This window comes from Nostoc cycadae WK-1 (assembly GCF_002897135.1).
In the GTDB taxonomy this organism is placed as follows: Bacteria; Cyanobacteriota; Cyanobacteriia; order Cyanobacteriales; family Nostocaceae; genus Nostoc_B.
This window is the reverse complement of the sequence record NZ_DF978424.1, coordinates 277816-299357: the sequence shown is the minus strand read 5'-3', so window position 1 is coordinate 299357 and position 21542 is coordinate 277816. Positions and strand designations below refer to the sequence as shown.

General features: G+C 41.9%; 14 protein-coding genes. 9 read left to right on the top strand and 5 right to left on the bottom strand.

Going from position 1 to position 21542, the window contains the following annotated elements:
- Window positions 1-344: 344 nt before the first annotated feature.
- Window positions 345-1703, bottom strand: coding sequence for a 23S rRNA (uracil(1939)-C(5))-methyltransferase RlmD (rlmD, locus tag NCWK1_RS07580; RefSeq protein ID WP_103124289.1), 1359 nt, complete (start codon window positions 1701-1703; stop codon window positions 345-347).
- A gap of 123 nt (window positions 1704-1826) precedes the next feature.
- Between rlmD and NCWK1_RS07575 the strand changes: the two genes are divergently transcribed.
- The 5 genes from NCWK1_RS07575 (at window position 1827) to NCWK1_RS07555 (ending at window position 10041) form a co-directional block, all read left to right on the top strand.
- On the top strand, window positions 1827-2312 hold the full coding sequence (locus tag NCWK1_RS07575; RefSeq protein ID WP_096575827.1) for an allophycocyanin subunit alpha-B: 486 nt from the start codon (window positions 1827-1829) through the stop codon (window positions 2310-2312).
- Between the two features lie 620 nt (window positions 2313-2932).
- Window positions 2933-5284, top strand: coding sequence for a phosphoribosylformylglycinamidine synthase subunit PurL (purL, locus tag NCWK1_RS07570; protein WP_103124288.1), 2352 nt, complete (start codon window positions 2933-2935; stop codon window positions 5282-5284).
- Between the two features lie 169 nt (window positions 5285-5453).
- Window positions 5454-6953, top strand: a complete 1500-nt coding sequence (gene purF, locus NCWK1_RS07565) for an amidophosphoribosyltransferase (protein ID WP_103124287.1) — start codon at window positions 5454-5456, stop codon at window positions 6951-6953.
- Window positions 6954-7351: 398 nt separating this feature from the next.
- A complete protein-coding gene (locus NCWK1_RS07560; RefSeq protein WP_103124286.1) occupies window positions 7352-8497 on the top strand; it encodes a hybrid sensor histidine kinase/response regulator in 1146 nt (381 codons plus the stop codon).
- Window positions 8498-8655: 158 nt separating this feature from the next.
- Entirely contained in the window at window positions 8656-10041 is a 1386-nt protein-coding gene (locus NCWK1_RS07555; RefSeq protein ID WP_103124285.1) for an aldehyde dehydrogenase family protein, read from the top strand.
- A gap of 47 nt (window positions 10042-10088) precedes the next feature.
- On the opposite strand, the gene NCWK1_RS07550 is transcribed toward NCWK1_RS07555, so the two are convergent.
- The 3 genes from NCWK1_RS07550 to NCWK1_RS07540 all read right to left on the bottom strand — a co-directional run bounded on the left by NCWK1_RS07550 (window position 10089) and on the right by NCWK1_RS07540 (window position 11946).
- On the bottom strand, window positions 10089-10688 hold the full coding sequence (locus NCWK1_RS07550) for a sulfite oxidase-like oxidoreductase (protein WP_103124284.1): 600 nt from the start codon (window positions 10686-10688) through the stop codon (window positions 10089-10091).
- Between the two features lie 432 nt (window positions 10689-11120).
- On the bottom strand, window positions 11121-11294 hold the full coding sequence (rpmF, locus tag NCWK1_RS07545) for a 50S ribosomal protein L32 (protein ID WP_015113744.1): 174 nt from the start codon (window positions 11292-11294) through the stop codon (window positions 11121-11123).
- A gap of 142 nt (window positions 11295-11436) precedes the next feature.
- Window positions 11437-11946 carry a hypothetical protein gene (locus tag NCWK1_RS07540; protein ID WP_096575839.1) on the bottom strand — a complete coding sequence of 170 codons (510 nt, stop codon included), beginning with the start codon at window positions 11944-11946 and terminating at the stop codon, window positions 11437-11439.
- Window positions 11947-12145: 199 nt separating this feature from the next.
- On the opposite strand from NCWK1_RS07540, the gene NCWK1_RS07535 reads away from it, so the two are divergent.
- Complete coding sequence (locus NCWK1_RS07535) at window positions 12146-14086, top strand: caspase family protein (RefSeq protein WP_103124283.1); 1941 nt, start codon at window positions 12146-12148, stop codon at window positions 14084-14086.
- Window positions 14087-14164: 78 nt separating this feature from the next.
- Here NCWK1_RS07535 and NCWK1_RS07530 read toward each other — a convergent pair whose 3' ends face one another.
- Window positions 14165-14542: a Mo-dependent nitrogenase C-terminal domain-containing protein gene (locus NCWK1_RS07530; RefSeq protein WP_096575843.1), complete on the bottom strand. Its 378-nt coding sequence runs from the start codon at window positions 14540-14542 to the stop codon at window positions 14165-14167.
- Window positions 14543-15312: 770 nt separating this feature from the next.
- Here NCWK1_RS07530 and uvrA point away from each other — a divergent pair.
- The 3 genes from uvrA to NCWK1_RS07515 all read left to right on the top strand — a co-directional run bounded on the left by uvrA (window position 15313) and on the right by NCWK1_RS07515 (window position 21528).
- Window positions 15313-18198 (top strand): excinuclease ABC subunit UvrA, encoded by a 2886-nt coding sequence (uvrA, locus tag NCWK1_RS07525; RefSeq protein WP_103124282.1) that lies wholly within the window; start codon window positions 15313-15315, stop codon window positions 18196-18198.
- Window positions 18199-18829: 631 nt separating this feature from the next.
- A complete protein-coding gene (locus tag NCWK1_RS07520; protein WP_103124281.1) occupies window positions 18830-20095 on the top strand; it encodes a M16 family metallopeptidase in 1266 nt (421 codons plus the stop codon).
- Between the two features lie 149 nt (window positions 20096-20244).
- Window positions 20245-21528, top strand: coding sequence for a M16 family metallopeptidase (locus tag NCWK1_RS07515; protein ID WP_103124361.1), 1284 nt, complete (start codon window positions 20245-20247; stop codon window positions 21526-21528).
- Window positions 21529-21542: the final 14 nt, after the last annotated feature.

Sequence of the window (21542 nt, the reverse complement as noted above, 5' to 3'; positions counted from 1 at the left end):
CAAACTTGCGTCTTTTATACTAAGTTTTGAAAATGCTAGGGAGCATTTACTCTGTTTATGAAATTCGATTGTTGATACATAAAACGGCTTTTAAAAACTGCTATTGCAGTCAGCAACTTAGAATTTGCTGAAAATTTTTTAGAAGTATTAGGATGATGTTTGTATTGCCGATTTGTATGTCAGACAACCTTATTCATAATTAATGAGAGTCTATGCAACGTTAGTTGTTTTAACAAAATCATTTCTATTTTCAGGTTAATACGATTTTAGCATTGTTACTATGCAAGAGACTACAAATTTGCAATTTAAGATTTTGATAAAGAGTTAGTACTCTTATTTAAATGTCATAACACAAGAAAGGCAGCAGCTTCTACATGAGATGTTTGTGGGAAAAAATCAGCAGGTTGTACACGTGTAAGTGTATATACGCCTCCTTGACATAACAATTTCAGATCACGAGCAAGTGTAGCTACTTTGCAGCTGACGTAAACGATGCGTGCAGGTTTCGATCGCAGTAATGAATCGATGACAGAGCGATCGCATCCTTTACGTGGCGGATCTAGTATGACCACATTCGGTATTATTCCCATTTGCGGCAGTAAATTCTCTACCGCACCGACTTGGAATGTAACATTATGTATACTGTTGCGCTCGGCGTTCAAAATTGCCTGTTCTACTGCTTGGGCTTGCACTTCCAAACCCACTGCTTGACGCACTTGCTTGGCTAGAGGCAGAGTTAAGGTACCAATCCCACAATAAGCGTCAACTAGTACTTCATCCCCTTGGAGGTTCAATTCTGATTGAATTACCTCTAACAGTGCTTCGGCTGTTTCCGTAGAAACTTGGAAAAATGTATCTGGGCGAATTTGAAATTCTAAGTCGGCAAATTTTTCTTTGAGATAGGGAACACCTGCAATAGTGCGAGTTTCTGCCCCAAAAATGGCATTTGTCCGTTCAGGGTTGCGATTTAAAGCAATTCCCACTAATTGGGGATATCGCTGCAACCACTCCTCGGCTTGTTCGGTAATTTTCGGTAAATTCCACTCAGTAACTACCAAAGTTAACAAAATTTCACCAGTTCGACGGCCAATACGTAAACCTAAATGACGAATTTGTCCTTTGTGTCGTTGTTCATCATAAATTTTCCAGCCGCGTCTTTGAATATCTTGCTTAATTTCAGCAAGTAATGGATTTAATCGAGAATCTTGGACAGGGCATTGATTTAAGTTAACTAAATGATGACTACCCTTTTGGTAATATCCCGCTTGTACTTGTCCTGTCGCAGAAACACTGAAAGGATATGTAGATTTATTGCGGTATCCCAAAGGTGATAAGGCTGTCAACACGGGATCTACTGATGGTGTAGTAAAACCACCGATGCGCTGCAAAGCTTGAATAACTTGATTACGCTTGGCTTCTAATTGATATTCATAATTAATATGCTGCCACTGACAACCACCGCACTTATCAGCCACAATGCAACTCGGTCGAATGCGGTGTGAGGATGGGTGCAATAGCTGTATGAGTTTGCCATGAGCATATTTAGGCTTGACATGTAATAAGCGTACCTGGACGCGATCGCCTGGTACAGTATCTGGTACGAATACCACACGATCCTCGTAGCGACCGACACCATCACCAGTATCAGTGAGATCGGCGATCGCAATTTCAATTAATTCACCTTGTTTCCAAATATTAGTCATTGGTCAATAGTCAATAGTCAATAGTCAAAAATTATTCTCCCCTGCACCCCTACACCCCTGCTTCCCTTCTGTACCTCCAACTCGTTAAACTAGCAAATAATATTTATCGTGATTACAATAATCATGACTGTAATTAGCCAAGTTATTCTCAAAGCTGACGACGAACTGCGTTACCCCAGCAGTGGCGAACTCAAAAGTATCAAAGAATTTTTGCAAACAGGCGAGCAACGGACGCGCATTGCTGCGACCTTAGCCGAAAACGAAAAAAAGATAGTTCAGGAAGCAACCAAACAACTTTGGCAAAAACGCCCTGATTTTATCGCACCTGGTGGCAATGCTTACGGTGAACGCCAACGCGCTCTGTGCATCCGTGACTTTGGATGGTATCTACGCCTGATTACCTATGGCGTACTTGCTGGTGACAAAGAACCAATTGAAAAAATTGGTTTAATTGGTGTGCGCGAAATGTACAACTCTCTGGGTGTTCCTGTCCCTGGAATGGTAGAAGCCATCAATTCTTTGAAAAAAGCCTCCCTCGACCTACTAAGTGCAGAAGACGCAGGAGCAGCATCACCATACTTTGATTACATCATTCAAGCGATGTCATAATCCAAAGTTAGTTTTGCTTCTTTAGATGTGCCTTCCGGTCTCTTAAAGTGAGTGCAAAGTCTTAGCACTCAAAGATAAGATCTCTAATTTGATCATACTCTCCCCACATTTGGTAGTGGCTTTGGCCGTCTCTGTGTCAAGTTACCAACCAACTGTGGGGAAATTTTGTTTATTGGTCAATGGTCAATAGTCATTTGTCAAAAGGCAGGAAGCAGAAGCCTGAAGAATCAAGTTTCATAGTTCATACTACCCTTCTCCTGTCGGAGACGCTACGCGTAGCTTGCTTCCCCGTAGGGGTACGAGAACGCCGAGGGCGAACACACTTCAGACTTTTTGAGATACAAAAAGCCGACAGTTTTTCATCAAAGCTGTCGGCGATTAGTGTGTTCCCTATTAATGACTCGGCTAGAGTTCAGTTGTATGTAATTATGCCAATTTGGCTATGGTCATGAGACGATCTCAATCATGTTTCTATGTGATTGTCGTCACTCAAGTGTTACTATCGAGCGGTATCTACTTAAGTGAGTCACAACGCAATAGGGACGACAGATGACCATTGACTATGGACTATTGACCATTAACTATAAAATAGTCTTCTGTCCCCTTGGTGCATTATTCCCATGACCACCACCCCCAAAGATCCGTTTTCTCCCCAAGAAATTGCAGCCGAAGGTATAAAGCCAGAAGAATATGCCGAAATTGTGCGACGTTTAGGTCGTCATCCTAACAAAGCAGAACTGGGAATGTTTGGGGTGATGTGGTCAGAACATTGCTGCTACAAAAATTCCCGACCATTACTCAAACAATTTCCGACTACAGGCCCCCGCATTCTCGTAGGCCCTGGTGAAAATGCCGGAGTTGTTGACCTAGGTGAAGGATTACAACTGGCCTTTAAAATTGAATCTCATAACCACCCTTCGGCTGTCGAACCCTTCCAAGGAGCCGCCACGGGTGTCGGTGGTATCCTCAGAGATATTTTTACAATGGGTGCGCGTCCCATTGCTTTGTTAAACTCCCTGCGCTTCGGTTCTCTAGAAGATGCTAGAACCCAAAGGATATTCACTGGGGTAGTATCAGGCATCAGCCATTATGGTAACTGTGTTGGGGTACCCACTGTTGGTGGTGAAGTCTACTTTGACCCTGCTTATGCGGGAAATCCCTTAGTCAATGTGATGGCGTTGGGATTGATGGAAACGTCAGAAATTGTTAAATCTGGTGCATCAGGTTTGGGTAATCCTGTGTTGTATGTCGGTTCCACTACGGGACGCGATGGGATGGGCGGTGCAAGCTTCGCCAGTGCGGAATTAAGTGATGCGTCAATGGATGACCGTCCGGCGGTGCAGGTGGGTGACCCATTTCTAGAAAAGTCATTAATTGAAGCTTGTTTAGAAGCATTTAAAACAGGTGCAGTTGTCGCCGCCCAAGATATGGGTGCAGCGGGGATCACCTGTTCTACTTCCGAAATGGCTGCCAAAGGCGGTGTCGGCATTGAGTTAGATTTAAATAAGATTCCCGTGCGGGAAACGGGCATGGTTCCTTATGAATATTTACTTTCGGAATCTCAAGAACGAATGTTATTTGTTGCCCATAAAGGTCGGGAACAAGAATTAATTGATATTTTTCATCGTTGGGGACTTCAGGCTGTTGTCGCTGGTAAAGTGATTGCTGAACCCATTGTGCGGATTTTATTTCGGGGGAAAATTGCCGCAGAAATTCCCGCTGATGCTTTAGCAGAAAATACTCCACTTTACGAGCGTGAGTTATTGGCAGAACCGCCAGAATACGCCCGTCAAGCTTGGGAATGGACGGCAGATGCTTTACCTGCTTGTACAACTGCGGGCATCGACAGCCACAGTTGGCATGACATCTTATTGACTTTACTAGATACACCCACGATCGCCTCGAAAAATTGGGTATACCGCCAGTACGACCATCAGGTGCAAAATAATACTGTCACTCTTCCAGGCGGCGCAGATGCGGCTGTGGTTCGCCTACGTCCCCTAGAAGGACAAGGGGGCAAGGGAGCAGGGGTGCAGGGGGGAGGTACTTATAAAACCGCTGTGGCGGCTACGGTAGATTGCAATCCCCGCTATGTTTACCTTGATCCCTATGAAGGTGCTAAGGCTGTAGTCGCAGAAGCAGCACGCAATCTTAGCTGCGTGGGTGCAGAACCACTAGCTGTGACTGATAACCTGAATTTTGGCAGTCCCGAAAAACCCGTTGGTTATTGGCAATTAGCCGAAGCTTGTCGCGGTTTGGCAGAAGGTTGTCAAGCACTATCTACACCAGTCACAGGCGGGAATGTTTCCCTCTACAATGAAACCCTCGATTCTCAAGGAAACCCCCAACCAATTTATCCGACTCCTGTAGTGGGGATGGTGGGGTTAATTCCTGATTTCACCAAAATTTGCGGTCAAGCTTGGCAAGCAAGTGGCGATGTCATTTATTTATTAGGGTTAACCGTACAAGCCAAAGTTGAATTGGGAGCCTCGGAATATTTAGCTACTATCCACAATACTGTAGCTGGCAGACCACCACGGGTAAATTATGACTTAGAACGCCGTGTGCAGAAGGTTTGCCGTGAGGGCATTCGGGAGGGTTGGGTGCGTTCAGCCCATGATTGTGCTGAAGGTGGATTAGTTGTAGCGTTGGCAGAATCTTCAATTGCAGGCAATTTGGGTGCCGAAGTGAAATTAGAAATCGCCCCAAACCAGTTACAACGTCTTGATGAAGTGCTGTTCGGTGAAGGCGGGGCGAGAATTATCGTTTCCGTGGGATCAGAACAACAAGAAATGTGGGAATCATACTTACAGGCACATCTGGGACAAAATTGGCAAAAACTAGGCACGGTTAATAATTGTGATGCAGGTTTGACGGTTTTAACTACTGATAATCAAACCTTAATCACAGTTAGTATTGAAGATATGAAGGGTAGTTACAATAATGCGATCGCCAAACGCCTCGCAGCATAAAAAAGCCTCAAGTAACCAGTATGAAGTCTAAAATTTCACACTTCAGACTTCATACTTCATCCTTCTTAAGGTACTGTTTTAATAAGTGGTTAAAGATTTGTTAAGAACAAGTAACCATTTAAAGCCATAATCCCAGTGACTTGACACCCCCACCAGGAGCAAAGCCAGCATGATTCCCATCCATTCCGTCACTTCGGATGAATACCCCGAACAGACTTGCAACTCAACTAATAGTCAAGAAAATCGTCCTGATAAGCCAGAAGAAGCTTGCGGTGTCTTTGGCCTCTACGCACCAGAACAAGACGTTGCTAAACTGACCTACTTTGGATTGTATGCCCTCCAACATCGGGGTCAAGAGTCAGCTGGGATTGCGACTTTTGAAGGTACAAAAGTCCACCTCCACAAAGATATGGGCTTGGTGTCTCAAGTATTTAACGAGTCTATTTTAGAAGAGTTGCCAGGAAATCTCGCCGTTGGTCATACTCGCTATTCCACCACTGGTTCTAGTCGCAGAGTTAACGCCCAGCCTGCGGTAGTGGAAACGCGCTTAGGTTCCATAGCACTCGCACATAACGGTAATCTTGTCAATACAATGCAATTGCGGGAGGAGTTACTCCAGAGCAATTTTAACTTAGTCACCACCACCGACTCCGAAATGATTGCCTTTGCGATTGCCGAAGCAGTCAACGCTGGTGCAGACTGGTTAGATGGGGCAATTCAAGCATTTCACCGCTGTCAAGGAGCCTTTAGTTTAGTCATTGCTACACCAGTTGGGGTGATGGGAACCCGTGATCATAACGGTATTCGACCTTTAGTAATTGGAACTGTAGGTACTAATCCAGTTCGTTACGTATTATCTTCTGAAACTTGCGGTTTAGATATTATTGGCGCTGAATACCTGCGAGATGTCGAACCAGGCGAGTTAGTCTGGATTACGGAAGAAGGTTTGGCTTCTTATCACTGGAGTCAACAACCGCAACGTAAATTGTGCATTTTTGAAATGATTTACTTTGCCCGTCCTGATAGCGTTATGCACAACGAAAGTTTATATAGCTATCGGATGCGTTTAGGCAGACAACTCGCAGCCGAATCTTTTGTGGAAGCTGATATTGTCTTTGGTGTACCTGATTCTGGTATCCCCGCCGCCATCGGATTTTCTCAAGCTTCCGGTGTATCCTACGGTGAGGGCTTGATTAAGAATCGCTACGTTGGGCGTACCTTTATTCAACCAACCCAAAACATGCGCGAGTCAGGTATCCGCATGAAACTCAACCCCCTCAAAGATGTACTGGCGGGTAAACGAGTTGTGATTGTCGATGATTCAATTGTGCGGGGAACTACGAGCCGTAAACTGGTGAAAGCCTTGCGTGATGCAGGTGCAGCAGAAGTACACATGCGAATTTCTTCCCCGCCTGTTACACACCCTTGCTTTTACGGCATTGATACCGATACTCAAGATCAATTAATTGCCGCTACTAAATCAGTTGCAGAAATTGCTCAACAATTAGAAGTCAACTCCCTAGCCTATCTCAGTTGGGAAGGAATGCTCACAGCGACAAGAGAAGATACCAATAGTTTTTGTTCTGCCTGCTTTACCGGAGATTACCCGATCGCCATTCCTGAACAAGTAAAACGTTCTAAATTGATTTTAGAAAAGGTAGTAGTCTAGAGCAGTAATTACATACTTCGCTGATTAATAGAATATCCGGCTATTAGACCACAAAGGTAATCTGATAGCCGGATTTTTATCATATAAAAAACTTATATTTACTAACAGAAATTGTCATATTAACTTTTTGCTGGCTATATTTATTAACGGTGATCATAAATGTCTGATAATGATCACAAAAGTCATCTTGTAGAGGCTTGCAGGAAATCAAGCGATCACCTTCAGATAAGCGCTAACTATTGGTTTAATTTACTTTTAATTTTCTACAATTGAAGTAAAATTATTGACTGTGCCACTTTTCATGGCGGAATGTAAGCTGAAAAACGAATAACCAAAAAGTGGTAGCAATATAGCAGTTTCCCTCAAAAACTCACCTCTAACCGAACCTTTTCTCACAAATGAGTTCACTATTGCCTAGCCCTGACAAAATTTTGGTTGTCGATGATTCTCCAGATAATGTTTTTTTAATTAAAACAATACTTGAAGAAGAAGGATATATAGTTAGTACTGCCGAAAACGGTATTGTAGCATTAACACACTTACAAGCGTCTCCCTGTGACTTGGTATTGCTGGATTTAATGATGCCAGGTATGGATGGCTATGAAGTCACCAGGCGCATCCGTGGGGAAATGAATTTGCAGCAATATATTCCCATTCTGTTAATTACGGCTCACGATGCACCCAATGTCGCACGTGGATTAGATTTGGGTGCTGATGATTTTATTCGTAAACCTGTAACCGTAGATGAATTACTCGCCAGAGTGCGATCGCTTTTACGGCTAAAACATAGTATGGATGAGCGTGATGAAATTGCCCGTCAACGAGAAGATTTTGTTTCCCGCCTCACCCATGACTTACGTACGCCCTTAGTTGCTGCTGATCGGATGTTAATGCTGTTTGAGCAAGGTGCTTTAGGGCAGTTATCGTCGCAAATGCAAGAAGCACTCACCATTATGGCGCGTAGCAATACTAACTTGCTGTCGATGGTGAATACCTTATTAGAAGTTTATCGATTTGAAGCTGGGCGCAAAACCCTAGCCTTTCAATCCGTTGATTTAAAGCAGTTAATTGCCGAAGTAGTTGGTGAACTAACACCCTTAGCACAAGTTAAAGCCTTAACTATCAAACAGGAGTACGCCGAAGAATTAACCAGCAGTAACATTATGGGCGATCGCTTGGAACTGCACCGTCTTTTAACTAACTTGATAGGTAATGCCATTAAATTTACTGAATCTGGCCAAGTAGCAATTCGTCTTTCCTCTGTACAGGAAAATAATGAAATTTCTGCCTCTAGACTCTCGTCATCTACCCCTAGTGGTGATTATATTAATATTGTGGTAGCCGATACTGGTTCAGGTATTCCGCCTGAAGAACAAACTACCTTGTTTCAAAGATTTCGCCAAGGTAGCCATAAAAGTTCCGGTAGTGGTTTGGGATTATACCTTTCTCGTCGTATTGTTGAGGCACATCAAGGTCAGATTTTTGTTAATTCCGTATTAGGTAAAGGTAGTGAATTTCTTGTGCGTTTACCAATTAAACCCTAAATAAATCATAAATAATAAATTATGAGTTACGAAATTTTTTGATTAAATAACTCATAATTTATTGTTTGTTATTCCTGATATTTATCATAAGTTATTAGCTCCAATACTTAATATATATTCCCTGTTAAAAACTATTACATAATCCAGAGGACAACATAATGATTACTACAGAATTATCTAAAATTACTGAGCTTATTCACAAACAACGAGAATTTTTTCAAACTGGAAAAACAAAAGATATAGGTTTTCGGTTAGAAAAACTCAGAACACTCAAACAAGCAATAGTTGAAAATGAAACAGCTATTGCCCAAGCATTGCAAGCTGATTTTCATAAACCAGACTTTGAGTCTTACGCAACAGAAATCAGTGTTACTAAAGAAATTGATTATGCTATCAAACATCTGCATTTATGGGCTAAACCTCAGAAAGCAGAAGTGCCAATAGAATTTTTTTCTTATTCAGCTAAAATTTATGCTGAACCTTTAGGAGTCGTTTTAATTATCGGCCCTTGGAATTATCCTTTTAATTTAATTATTGCACCTTTAGTAGGGGCGATCGCCGCAGGTAATTGTTCAATTCTCAAGCCTTCAGAAATTGCCCCCGCCACCTCTAGTTTATTAGCTCAGATGATGGCTAAATATTTTGAACCAGAGTTTATTACTGTAGTTGAAGGTGGAGTGGAAGCAAGTCAAAAACTACTCGCAGAAAAGTTTGATCATATCTTTTTTACTGGTGGTACAGCTGTTGGCAAAATTGTCATGGAAGCAGCAGCAAAACATCTCACACCAGTTACTTTAGAATTAGGCGGCAAAAGCCCTTGTATTGTTGATGCTGATATAAATCTAGAACATACAATCAGACGCATTACTTGGGGGAAATTTATTAATGCCGGACAAACTTGTGTAGCACCTGACTATCTGTTGGTTGATAAAAAAATCAAACCAGATTTAATCAATGGCTTGAAAAAAAGCATTACAGAATTTTATGGAGATAATCCCCAAAATAGTAGCGATTATGCCAGAATCATCAGTCAAAAACATTGTGAAAGGTTAATTAAACTTCTCGATAAAGGGGAAATTGTTGTCGGTGGAGAAAGCCAACTAGAAGAACGCTACATTGCTCCCACAATTATTGATCAAGTCTCGTTAACAGACCCAGTGATGCAGGAAGAAATTTTTGGCCCAATTTTACCTGTAATTGAATATACAGATATTAAAGAAGCGATCGCCTTAATTAATTCCAAACCCAAACCCTTAGCTTTATACTTATTCTCACAAAACAAAAACCTGCAACAGCGAGTTTTACAAGAAACTTCTTCTGGTGGAGTTTGTCTTAACGACACAGTACTGCATGTAGGTGTCTCATCTTTACCCTTTGGTGGTGTTGGTGATAGTGGTATTGGTAACTATCATGGCAAAGCTGGTTTTGATACCTTTTCTCACCATAAAAGCGTCCTCCGCAACTCCTTCTGGCTAGATTTAAAATGGCGCTACGCTCCATATCAAGGCAAATTAGCTTTCTTGAAACGACTAATTGGGTCATAAAAATAAAGGCGTTGGAATGCAACGCCTCTTCATAAAAAAGTTTAAAATCAAAACCTCCCGCTATAGCGTTCTTCCGCCCAAGGTTCACCCCGGCGATGATAGCCGTTGCGCTCCCAAAAACCTAGTTCTTCTTTTTTCAGAAACTCTAAACCATTAATCCATTTGGCACTTTTCCAGGCGTAAAGGTGGGGGACAACTAAACGTAAGGGGCCACCGTGTTCTGCGGGTAATGGCTCTCCAAATAATTGAACAGCAAAGAAATTTTCTTCACGTACAAAATCTTCTATGGCGATATTCGTCGTGTAGTCACCATAGCAATGTTCCATCACATGGGCAGTCTCCGGTTCTAGCTCAATCAAATTCATGAAGTCTGTCACCTTAACCCCTGTCCACTTGACATCTAGTTTAGACCAGCGTGTGACACAGTGAAAATCTGCTGTAAATTCGTGCTGTGGTAGCGCCATAAACTCTGACCAAGTGAACACAGCAGGCTTGGCTGAACCCCAAACACGAAATTCCCACTCTTCTATATTGACTTGGGGAGTTGCACCATAGGTGAGTACAGGGAAACCTTTAGCGAGATGCTGTCCAGGCGGAACTCGTTCTCCTTGTTCTTTGTCTGGTTTTTGAAAAAACTTTCCTAACATATTCTCATTTGGGGTGTAGGGGTTTAGGGTGTAGGGCGGTGAGAACAAATTATCTGCTTGCTTACACCCTGACACCCAATCTTAATCAGTAGTCTTATGCGTAAGTCCGAACACTGTCAAAGAGCCTGAGCATCAACAGATAGACTCAGGCAGAGAAAAAATATTAATTTTGCTGAACACCTAATAATTAGGACATCCAGATACTTTACTGTTTGATTATGATTATCTGATCATCAGTCATGGGTAAGAGGTAATGGATAACGGATTTTCCGAATTATTCATTACCGATTTTTTATTTGCCCCATTGGCTGCTACACACTCAACATAAATTTTTAATTATTCAGGCAATCTACAATCAACTGCCGAAAAGCCTGAGCGGTAAAAGTCACCGCTCAAATCTTCGGTGATGCTAGTGTTTTTCCCAATTGGAGATTATGACTCTTCGTCCTCTTCTTCAGGAGTAGGATAGACAAAGGTAGAACGTCCAGTCAAAATTGACTTGCCCAGGGAGAGAGCTTTTTGAGCTTCAACAGCAGCTTTATGTCTCCAAGTAGCTCGACGTTTATCGCGTTTAGATTTAGAAGTTTTCTTCTTAGGAACAGCCATAGTAGCGGATATCGCAGTTTTTGACAACCTTTCTATTCTAAGCCATCTATTGGCATCTGCAATGGTATTCCCCACCAGGAAGGAATTTTTAAACGCAAAAGAGCGCTAAGGTCAATGCAGATGGGCGCAAAGAGGAAAAATATTACGGTGTGGTAGCTGCTGGTGCGACTGTGGTGATTGGAGGAATATTAACGGGATTGGTGGGAGTTGTTTCAAAGAATAAAAGCGATCGCGCGGTTTTAAAGTAAGTCGCCCAACGTTGAGCATCAGGACGAGAACGCCATTGGGGACGGCTAACTTCTAAAGCTAAAATTGGTGCGATCGCCCCGTAGCTTTGTACGGAAATAATAATCGATACATCTGTAGCTAATATATCTTGATCAAAACTGCGTTGCGCGGCTGCTCTAGCTGTTGCTTCGGCTCTCCTGAGTGTAGTTTCATAGCTTTCATCTGGTAATCTATCAATAATTAAGTCAACTCTGGCGGTGTAAGCTCTTACTATCTGAGGTGAAATTACTTCTGCCACAATCCATACAGGTAGGCTAGAAAAGAGCAAAAATATTAATGGAAATATCCGGATTTTTTTGGCAACTTGGCTAATAAATAAACAGGAAATGATCGATGATAGTTGGTAAGCAACATTCCTGGTCATAACCTTAAAGCTCCTGACTAATTAATGGCCTGTAATTGAGATTGTCTGAGAATTTTTACTGAAATTAAAGGCAATAAAAATTACTTAGTTTTTAGGGTTCACTGAGAAACTCTTAGACTATAAGACATAGGTTAGCTTTGTTTTTTCAGCAAAGCCAACCGCAATTTTAGGCAAGTCAACCACAACCTACAAAGAGCGGATGGCAAATTACTGGGCGATCGCAATCGGCATCAATCAATATCAATTCTTTCAACCCTTACGTTGCGCCCAAGCTGATGCCGAGGCGCTAAAAGATTTTTTGGTTCAAGAAACAGGTTTTTCACCCCAACGCTGTCTATTAATGACAGATACTTCGCCGCCTATTAGTGATAGATCTACTTATCCGACAAAAGACAATATTCTGTTGTTACTAGAAGATTTAGCAGCGGCCTGTTGGCAACCAGGCGACCATCTGTGGTTGTTCTTTAGCGGTTATGGTGTCAACTATGGGGGACAAGATTACTTGATGCCAGTGGAAGGCAATCCTGAGTTAGTGCAGGAAACTGGCATAGAAATGCGATCGCTCATGCAAAGTCTCCAAATCGCTGACCTCAATGTTTTGGTGCTGCTAGATATTAACCGCGCTTCCAGTACCCAAGCCGATGCGACTGTTGGACAAGAAACCATTGAACTAGCTCAAGAATTACAACTAGCTACGATTTTGTCTTGCGAACCAGAACAATTTTCCCGTGAAAGTAGTGAGTTAGGTTACGGATTTTTTACCGCTGCTTTGTTAGCCGCTTTGCGTTCTGGTCATGGCAGTAGTTTGGCGGATTTAAACAGTTATTTAAATGTTTTTACTCCAGAATTATGCCAACACTATTGGCGACCTACACAAAGTCCAGTAGCGATCATACCGGCTAATCCTCCCACCATCTTGCCGCAGCTAGAGGTGAATCATACAGTTACAGAAGTTCCCAGTACCCTGGAACCAACTGAAGCTAAACCCCATGAATTAGAGTCAACTGAAGCTGAAGGAAGTATTTTTCCAGAGGAAAACTTTGCTATGGCTTTGGCGGCTCCCCCGTTAGCACCATCACCCAAAAATCCAGCTAATTCTCCACACATAAGTATTTGGGAAGAATCCCCGGCTATACAATCTGTTGTTGGTGCTAGATCCCCGCAGCTGACTTTCCCAAATCTCCCTCTGGGAGAACAACAACTATCTAAATCACCAGATTTAGTAGCCAAACAAGAGTATGGCAACCAACAACCGCAATCATCGATCCCCTCCCCAGAAACGGGTATGGGAGGTAGGTTCATTCCTGATGTTCCCCAAGCCTATGTCTCTCGTTTATCTCAGAAAAAGATAAAAAACTCATTGTGGCAGCAGTTTGCTTTTTGGGGAAGTGGCATGATGTTGCTAACAGCTTTAGTGACAGTAGTTGTGCTTCGCAATCAAGAAAAATTTGTTGCGGGTAGAGAGGCGTTATCAGCCTCGCCTCATGATCGGTTAATTCCAGCCAAAAATCAGTCTAATGCCCAAATTACCTCTCTGTCTGAGTCCAAGAGTCGCAATCAAGCAGTATTGGACTTGGCGAAAATGTCTCTCAGGCAAACTCAAGCCACAGATCTGAGTTTAGCGATCGCCACTGCACGGAAAATTCAGGCGGGTGAACCGCTTTACGAACAAGCCCAAGAAAATATCAATATTTGGAGTAATATGATCCTCAATCTAGCTGAGGGTCGGGCTAAACAAAGACAATATGCTAATGCGATCGCCGCAGCGCAATTAATCAGCAAAGAAGGCTCACTTTATCCCCAAGCGCAAGCAGCCATTAAGCAGTGGCGACAAGAAGCCAAGCAATATCTTGCTAACAAAACTTTGTTAGAAGCCGCTAATGCCTTAATTAAACCAGAACAAGCTTCTACATATAATCGCGCCATTGAAGTTGCCAAGCGTGTTCCCCAAGGTCAACCAGGATTTGATTTGGCGCAAAAATCAATCAACAAATGGAGTGAGAAAATTTTAGATCTGGCGAAAAGTCGCGCGGCTGAAGGTGATCCCCAGGCTGCCATTGCCACAGCTACCTTAGTTCCAGAAGAGACATCTGTTTACGAAGATGCTCAAGAAGCAATCCGCAAATGGCAAAAAAAATAGTTAGTAGTCAAAAGTCAATAGTCCATAGTCAAGAGTAATTAGCTTTGACTATGGACTATTGACTTTTGACTTTTTGTATTAACAGTACTGCGAAATGTCTTCGCCGCATTCATCTGCTAAATAGCACATAGCCCGGAAACGCAAACTCACGACTTCCTCGTATAAAGGGTTGAGCTTGCACATTGGCGGTATGTGTAGTAAGGTTTTGCCGAATAATTTAATATCGCGTTCAAAAGGACATTGGGCGGGGATCATTCTGCACAAACGATGAGCTAATTCGCGATCGCGGATTTGAATGTTGTTTAACCTTCGTCGTAGAGGGAGGAAAATATCAAAGCCTGACTGGGAATTGGGATGGTGCAGCTGGGTTACGTGGGTTTTGCTAACCTCTGCCGGACTTATTGAAACCCAGCTTGCAAGAAAAATCTTTTTTGTGGTATTATCGAATACCTTCATGGTTCAGCCTCTGTATTATTGAGGGTATTCACCTTTCTGATGAATATATACAATGTGACAACCACATTTACCGGAAAAATCTTGTTCTGACAGAGATACAATAAGACATTAATGTAACTATTTAGGTCAGAACCTATTTCTTTCTACGTTAAGAAAATCGCAATTTTCTCGGAAACGGTAGTGTAGTAATACGATCTTGTTTATAACTTGACACAGTTTAAATTTTAATAAAGACATCTACCGTTGGACGGAATTTAGTGTAATAGTTACAAAACTTAATATAACAATGAGAATCTGTATTTACCGCAGATATAAATATCAAGCTATAGCGAGAGATGTGCAGATAGAGCAACTGTGCATAGACACAACGACAGATAATCCGATATTTCTCCGATAAATAGCTCACTCGCTCAAGTGATGTTAACAGGTAATAGGGAAACCTCCATCAAATAAATAAATGGGATTTTTTACAATGACTAATTTTCCCCTGTTTCCTGTTCCCGTTAAATCAAGTGACTTGCTGTTGTTCATATATCCCAGAATGATGAATGCAGGAGTTTTGTGCGACTATCAACTCAAAGCTTGAGCAACAACCCTCAGTAGGATGTTCTAATTGCGATCCGTTTCAATTAACGGATATATAAAGATATCTGTAGTCTGAATATTGGGCAATCCCTACTTAAAACAGTACTATTGTTCTAGTATAAGCAGAGTAAAAATAGTATTATTAAGAACTGTTTCATACTGCCTCTCACTATCAGCCTGCCAATATGTCAGATAATCAGTTAGCCGCATCCCTCCTGAATGGCCATCTTCCCCACGCGCATCACAACAGTCAAAATACCATTAGGATTCGGGGTGCTAGACAGCATAATCTGAAAAATATTGACTTGGAATTGCCACGCGATCGCCTGATAGTGTTTACTGGTGTATCAGGTTCGGGTAAGTCTTCTTTAGCCTTTGATACGATTTTTGCTGAGGGTCAACGGCGTTATGTCGAATCTCTCAGTGCTTACGCTAGACAATTTTTAGGACAGTTAAATAAACCGGATGTCGAAGCAATCGAAGGTTTAAGTCCGGCGATATCCATTGACCAAAAATCTACCTCGCATAACCCCCGTTCTACAGTGGGGACAGTCACAGAAATTTACGACTATCTACGCCTGTTGTTTGGTCGGGCTGGTGAACCCCATTGTCCCATATGCGATCGCTGTATTGCGCCCCAAACCATTGATGAAATGGTAGACCGCATCATGGACTTACCAGAACGCACTAAATTCCAAATTCTTGCGCCTGTGGTGCGGGGTAAAAAAGGTACTCATCGCAAGCTGTTATCAAGTTTAGCTTCCCAAGGTTTCGTGCGGGTGCGGGTTGATGGCGAAGTGCGGGAACTATCAGATTCGATTGAATTAGATAAAAATCTTAACCACACCATTGAAGTTGTTATTGACCGTTTAGTGAAAAAAGACGGTATTCAAGAGCGTTTAGTTGATTCTTTATCTACGTGTCTGAAACAATCTGGTGGTATTGCAACTATCTTGGTTGCTCTGGCTACGGAGAATCCAGAAGAGCAAGAAGAAATGGTATTTTCCGAAAACTTCGCTTGTCCTGAACATGGGGCGGTGATGGAAGAGTTATCGCCGCGCTTGTTTTCGTTTAATTCTCCTTATGGTGCATGTCCGCACTGTCATGGTCTTGGGACTTTAAGAAGATTTTCAGCGGAGTTAGTTATACCTGACCCTGAAGCACCAGTATACGCGGCGATCGCACCTTGGTCAGAAAAAGAAAATTCTTACTATTTGGAATTGCTGTACAGTTTAGGGCAAGCGCACGAATTTGAATTACAAACAAATTGGAGCAAGCTAACAGACCAACAACGGCAAGTTATTTTAAATGGAGAAGATAAAAACCAAGAGACAGCAAAAACTCAATTTAAAGGTGTTCTGCCGATATTACAACGTCAATATGAAGGTGGTTCAGAATTAGTTAAACAAAAATTAGAGCAGTATTTAATCGACCAACCCTGTGAAATTTGTGGTGGAAAAAGGTTAAAACCAGAAGCCTTATCGGTGCGGTTGGGACAATTCCAGATTTTAGATTTAACAGGTGTATCAATTCGAGATGCACAGGAAAGAATTGCTCAGTTAAAATTGAGCGAGCGTCAGCTACAAATTGCTGATTTAGTACTACGAGAAATCAGAGCTAGATTGCAATTTTTGTTAGATGTTGGCTTAAATTATCTCACCCTCGACCGTCCCGCCATGACTTTATCTGGTGGTGAAGCACAACGCATTCGACTTGCCACACAAATCGGTTCTGGTTTAACAGGAGTTCTCTACGTTTTAGACGAACCAAGTATTGGTTTGCATCAAAGAGATAATGGCAGATTACTCAAAACATTAATTAGATTACGTGATTTAGGTAATACTTTAATCGTAGTTGAGCATGATGAAGAAACCATCCGGGCTGCTGACCATTTAGTTGATATTGGCCCTGGTGCAGGAATTCACGGCGGTCATATTATTGCCCAAGGTGATTTGCCAGCATTACTGACAGCAGAAAAATCATTAACAGGCGCATATTTATCAGGCAGAAAAGTAATTCAAACGCCAGCAGAACGCCGCGAAGGTAATGGGCGGAGTTTAATTATTAAAAATGCCCATCGTAACAATTTAAGAAATATTGATGTCGAAATTCCCCTAGGTAAACTCGTCGCTGTAACTGGTGTGTCTGGTTCAGGTAAATCTACATTAATTAACGAATTACTTTATCCATCGCTACAACATCATCTGACAAAAAAAGTACCTTTACCGAAAGAATTAGAAAAGATTCAAGGCTTAAATGCAGTTGATAAAGCCATTGTCATTGACCAATCTCCTATCGGACGCACACCCCGTTCTAACCCCGCAACTTACACAGGTGTTTTTGATGTAATTCGAGATGTATTTTCTCAAACCGTCGAAGCCAAAGCTAGAGGCTACAAACCTGGACAATTTTCTTTTAACGTTAAAGGTGGACGTTGTGAAGCTTGCAGTGGACAAGGTGTAAACGTCATTGAAATGAACTTTTTACCTGATGTTTACGTGCAATGCGAAGTTTGTAAAGGTGCAAGATACAACCGCGACACATTGCAAGTTAAATACAAAGATAAGTCTATTTCTGATGTTCTTAATATGACAGTTGAGGAAAGTTTAGACTTTTTCCAAAACATTCCGAAAGCGGTGACAAGACTACAAACTCTAGTTGATGTTGGTTTAGGTTACGTGCAACTTGGACAACCTGCAACTACCTTATCTGGAGGTGAAGCACAGCGCGTCAAGTTAGCTACAGAATTATCTCGCCGCGCCACAGGAAAAACTCTTTATTTAATCGATGAACCCACAACAGGATTATCTTTTTATGATGTCCATAAATTGTTGGATGTCTTACAAAGATTAGTCGATAAAGGCAATTCAATTTTAGTCATTGAACACAACTTAGATGTGATTCGTTGCGCTGACTGGGTAATAGATTTGGGGCCAGAAGGCGGTGATAAAGGCGGAGAAGTAATTGCAGTTGGTACACCAGAAGATGTGGCAAAGAATTCTAAGTCTTATACTGGGCAATATTTACAGCAGGTGTTACAACAATATCCAGCGATAAAAGCGAAAACTTAAATAAAGTCTCAGCGTACCTTTGCGTTTACCTCAGTAACCCTCTGCGTTGAAAAAGATGTTGTGGGATTTATAGTCAGGCGATCGCCTACTCGTCAGATTGTATAGTTAAGTTCTATAGTGAGAACTGCTGATATTTAACGCCCGTTTTTAGTTCTCTAACATCCCATTAAAACAGTAATACTTAAACAATATTTTTTATTATACCAAGCTTAATTACCGAATTATACTGGAAAAACATTTTGTAAAATTAAGCATAAACACGGTGGCTGAATACTGAGACAATCAGCACAATAAGTTTATGAAGTTAAGGCAAAGAAGGGTATCTACAGAAATTGTACATAGTATCAGGGAATCTACCTTTCTCATGACCTTAAACTTTAGACTGCTGGCAAAAGCCGTTTTGTTTACATAAATTATTTGCATCTTTGCATAATCCCAACAAATATTTATGCAAGGTCTGTGACACAACATAGACTTATACTTAGCACTTCCTTAAGGACGACTCATAAATTTAAATTATTTAAAATACATTATTAATAAAGTTAAATCTGTAGCAAATGATTCTAATTTAGGTTTCGTTAAGAGTTAAGATGGCAAAATTACGTTAAATTGTGGTTAAATCTACAAAAAATTGTCACAGCAATTAATTCATCCGGTTTTTCCAGCCTCCATTTTCCGACTCGACAATGGTTTAACGTTTATTCATCAAGAAATTCCGACTACTCCTGTAGTTGTGGCGGATGTATGGGTGCGTGCTGGAGCAGCCAGAGAGCCAGAACAGTGGTTTGGGATGGCTCATTTTTTAGAACACATGATTTTTAAAGGGACAGCTACACTAGCCCCTGGAGCTTTTGATCACAAAATTGAAAACCGTGGTGGTGTGAGCAACGCAGCCACCAGTCACGACTATGCTCATTATTGTGTGACCACAGCTGCACCTTATTTAGCAGATACATTGCCTTGTCTAGGAGAACTACTAGTAAATGCGGCAATTCCTGATGATGAATTCTTGCGCGAACGGGATGTAGTACTAGAAGAAATTCGTTCTTGTCAAGATGATCCCGACTGGCTAGGATTTCAGTCTCTCATCAAAAACGTTTATCAGTACCATCCCTATGGACGTTCGGTGCTGGGTACGGAGATGGAACTGATGCAGCAGTCAGCCGATGATATGCGCTGTTTTCATCGCGCTCACTATCAGCCAGAAAATATGACTGTGGTAGTTGTCGGTGGTATTGAGCAAGCAAAAGCCTGGGAATTAGTAAATCAATCATTTGCAAATTTTACCGAACCTGTTAATTGTCCCCCATCTATCCCCGCTACACAACCAGTAATTCGAGGGATACAGCGTCAAGAACTGTGTTTACCCAGAATGGAGCAAGCACGGTTGCTGATGGCGTGGACTGCACCGGGAGTTGAGCAACTCCGCACCGCTTATGGCTTAGATGTATTATCCGTATTCTTAACAGAAGGGCGAACTTCTCGCTTAGTCCGTGACTTACGGGAAGAACAGCAGTTAGTACATGGAGTTTGTAGTAATTTTTCTCTTCAAAAAGAATCTAGTTTATTTACTATCACTGCTTGGTTAGAACCAGAAAACATCGAGAAAGTTGAGGAATTAATTCGCAACCATTTACATGATTTGCAAACTGAAGGCATTAGCGAACAAGAATTAGCGAGAATGCGTCGGTTGTTATGTAATGAGTACGCCTTTTCGACGGAAACGCCCAATCAACTGACAGGACTTTATGGTTACTACAACACTATTGCCCAAGCTGAAGTGGCGATAACTTATCCGCAGCAAATTCAGTCATTTACTACGCAAGAACTGCAACAATTAGCTAAACAGTATCTTTCACCGCAAAATTATGCAGTGACTATCCTGAAACCATGTTAGTCCAGATTTTTGTCTAGAAAAGGCAGGGAAACAGGAAGGCGGAAGCGAACAAATGACTAATGACCCTTCGGGTTCGCCAGTTGCTCATGGGGGAAACCCCCAAGACCGCACTGACTCACCAATGACCAATGACTATTGACTATTCAAAAATGACTCCAACCGTAAAACCTTCCCTTTCTCAGTCCTTTATTCATCGCACTGTACTCAATAACGGCATTGTTGTGTTGGTGGCGGAAAATCCAGCGGCGGATATTATTGCAGGGCGAATTTTTCTCCGGGCTGGTAGTTGTTACGAACAACGAGAACAGGCGGGATTAGCACATTTACTTTCCGCTGTCATGACCAAAGGCTGTGATGGGCTTTCTAGCTTTGAAATTGCTGAACACGTAGAATCTGTAGGGGCTAGTTTGAGTGCTGATACCTCTACAGATTATTTTTTGTTGTCCTTGAAGACAGTCACTTCAGACTTTGCGAATATATTGGCACTAGCAGGGCGAATTTTGCGATCGCCTACCTTCCCCGAAGAACAAGTAGAATTAGAACGGCGGTTAGCCTTACAAGATATTCGCTCCCAAAAAGAACAGCCTTTTACTTTAGCCTTTGAGCAAATGCGGCGGGCAATATATCAAAATCATCCCTATGCTATGTCATTGCTAGGAGATGAAACGACAATGAGCCGCATTACCCGCCAAGACTTAGTGCAGTATCACCAAACTTATTTTCGTCCAGATAATTTGGTTGTGAGTATTGCTGGCAGAATTACCTTAACAGAAGCAGTTGCATTAGTAGAACAAGTATTCGGTGACTGGAAAATACCTGCACAACCACGACCAGTTTTACATTTGCCCGAAATTCCAGTTAACCCACAACAGCTACTCAAGCCGCTACAAACACAACAATCAATTGTTATGTTGGGTTATTTAGGTGCAGCCGTTAATTCTCCAGACTACGCCCCACTTAAACTGCTTTCTACCTATTTAGGCAATGGCTTATCTAGCCGTTTATTTGTGGAATTGCGAGAAAAGCGCGGTCTTGCGTACGAAGTCTCTGCTTTTTACCCCACTCGGTTGTATCCAGGTTCTTTTGTCGTCTATATGGGTACAGCCCCAGAAAATACCACTATTGCTATTGAAGGACTGCGGGCAGAAGTTGATTTACTTTGTACTACAGAAGTCTCAGCCAACGCCTTCCAAGCTGCGAAAAATAAAATTCTCGGACAGTATGCTTTAGGTAAACAAACTAACGGGCAAATTGCTCAAATTTACGGCTGGTATGAAATCTTAGGGTTAGGCATTAATTTTGACAGCCAATTTCAAGAGCTAATTGCTGCGGTGAGTGTGGAAGATGCCCAAACCGCCGCTAATCGATATTTAGAAACACCTTACTTATCTTTAGTTGGTCAAGAAGAGGCAATTCATAGTGCATTGGCTTAAAAAAGAGAGATTTT